Annotated in this window: 2 protein-coding genes and 1 pseudogene; all 3 read left to right on the top strand. The window is 43.2% G+C overall.

All coding sequences use genetic code 11. The features are described from left to right. Positions 1-229 (top strand): annotated as a pseudogene (locus tag B3182_RS15135) (NADP-specific glutamate dehydrogenase); the annotation flags it as partial. A 45-nt stretch (positions 230-274) separates the two neighbouring features. Next, the gene (locus tag B3182_RS15130; protein WP_292399507.1) at positions 275-940 is read left to right on the top strand and encodes a methylamine utilization protein; all 666 of its coding nucleotides are present in this window, start codon (positions 275-277) and stop codon (positions 938-940) included. A gap of 52 nt (positions 941-992) precedes the next feature. Then, a partial coding sequence (locus B3182_RS15125) for a sensor domain-containing diguanylate cyclase (protein ID WP_292753393.1) occupies positions 993-2,215 on the top strand: 1,223 nt, incomplete at its 3' end.

The following is a 2,215-nucleotide window of genomic DNA, read 5'->3' as shown; positions in this document are numbered from 1 at the left end:
AGCCGGCGGTGTAGCCACCAGTCAACTCGAAATGGCGCAGAATGCCAGTATGATGCAATGGTCATTTGCTGATGTGGATCAACGTTTGCAAATTATCATGAAAGATATCTATCAACGCTGTGCAGAGACTGCCATTGAATTTCATCACCCCTGCAATCTTATGCTAGGAGCAAATATTGCGGGATTTCGTAAAGTTGCGGATGCGATGATGGAACAGGGACTGGTGTAACCTGAGTTACACCTTACGATAAAGACTAACATTCGGAATACAATTTTGAAATTCACAAACCTATTAATTGTGAGTATAGGCCTCGCCGCATTAAGTCAGGCATTAACAGCCAGAGCAGAGTCCATTACTTTGAAAATAGTTGATCAACAACAACAGGCTGTTTCCAGTGCCGTAATTGAGGTATTGAGTTCGCCCGAAAGCTTTGGTCAAGTAGATTCAATCAATGTTATCGATCAGATAGATAAGATGTTTGTCCCTGAACAAATTGTTATTCAACAAGGTCAATCGGTAGATTTTCCTAATAGTGACAACATACGACATCATGTCTATTCATTCTCAGAAGCAAAAACGTTTGAACTCAGGCTCTATGCCGACAAACCGGAAAAGCCAATTCAATTTGAAAAGCCTGGTGTAGTTGTGGTGGGCTGCAATATTCACGACTCAATGATTGGCTATATTTATATCGCACAACACCAAACGGTTGTGTCGTCATCTGACCAAGGTCACGCAAAATTTAGCTCAACTGTGCAGAATCCCCGGATAAGTGTCTGGCATCCCTATACAACTGATGGTGCCGAAAGCCGTCAGTATTTTGAAATTGATCAGCTTGAAAAAAATGATAATGGTGAGCACATAGTTCAGTTGAATATTGCCCCCCCTTCTCCGCGTGAGTCTTTTAAGGATACCTTTGGTGCGCCTGGGCATCACTAAATTACGCACGCAAATTCTACTATTTGCGCTTTCACTTGTCCTGGCGACCACAATGGTCATTCAGTCTATTTCGTGGTGGTCTGCCAACCAGTTTAATCAGCAGCAAATTCGGCAAAATACCATCAAGGCTGAGAATATTCTGCGTCAATACATCCGTTCATCAGAAAACAATCTGGTAAATTCGGCACGAGTACTGACGGCCGACTTTGGTTTTAAACAAGCAGTAACCTCCGGCGACAAGGACACTATCGCCAGTGTATTAATGAATCATGGTGCACGAATTAATGCTGATTTAATGTTGTTAACGGATTTATCCGGTAGGCTCATCTCCAGTAGTCATTCGACCATTTATGATGAAGCACTACTGAGTTATGTCGTTAAAGATTTACTGGAAAAACCAGGAACAGCACATATTGTAATGCTGGATAACCGGGTTTATGAGTTAATCCTTTTGCCAATAATGGCTCCCAGAACCATAGCTTATACGTTAGTGGGATTTGAGCTGAATCAGACAACCCTTAATGAACTCAAACAACTTACCGGTCTGGATATAACCCTGCTTAAACATTCAGTTCCAGTTTATTCCACACTGGAAAATATTCCCAATGATGCAGAATTTATAAAGACGATAAATTCAGCACACACAGAATGGTTTTGGATGGAAAGACCCACATTTATCAATTCGGATTTTATGCCAGCGACCACAAGCATAAATCCAGTCAGCATTTTGTTATCAGCGGACTTAAGACCCATCTATCAGCAGTATGATGATATGTCAGCGCGCATAATACTGATCGTTTTACTGGTGATGTTGGGATCTATCATTGTCAGCACCATCATTGCACATACCTTAACCACCCCGCTCGCCAAACTTGTTGGTATCGCCAACCAGTTTGCCAAGGGGAATTACGATGCCTGGCAGGAACCCGGTCAGGCCAGCAGCGAAATCCGCGATTTGGCTGCTGCTCTCAGAACCATGGGTACAGAAGTCAAACAGCGTGAACAGGTCGTTACATGGCAGGCCAGACATGATGCATTGACCGGTTTATTCAATATTCACACCATACGTAGCACGCTTACTGCAACAATGCAGAAATATGGTCAATGTGTTGTTGTGGCGACTTATATACAAAATTTCCGACAGATAAATGATCGACTTGGGCCTGAAGTCGCCGATGCCTGCCTCACTGTACTGGCCCAACGTCTTAACCAGTTTGCTACCGCTGGGGAAAAAACCAATGCGCGTCTGGAAGGAATCGAGTTTCTATCCGTTAT

This window comes from Methylophaga sp. UBA4204 (genome assembly GCF_002379485.1).
In the GTDB taxonomy this organism is placed as follows: Bacteria; Pseudomonadota; Gammaproteobacteria; order Nitrosococcales; family Methylophagaceae; genus Methylophaga.
The sequence above is the reverse complement of the archived record's forward strand: the minus strand, read 5'-3'. Positions and strand labels throughout refer to the sequence as shown.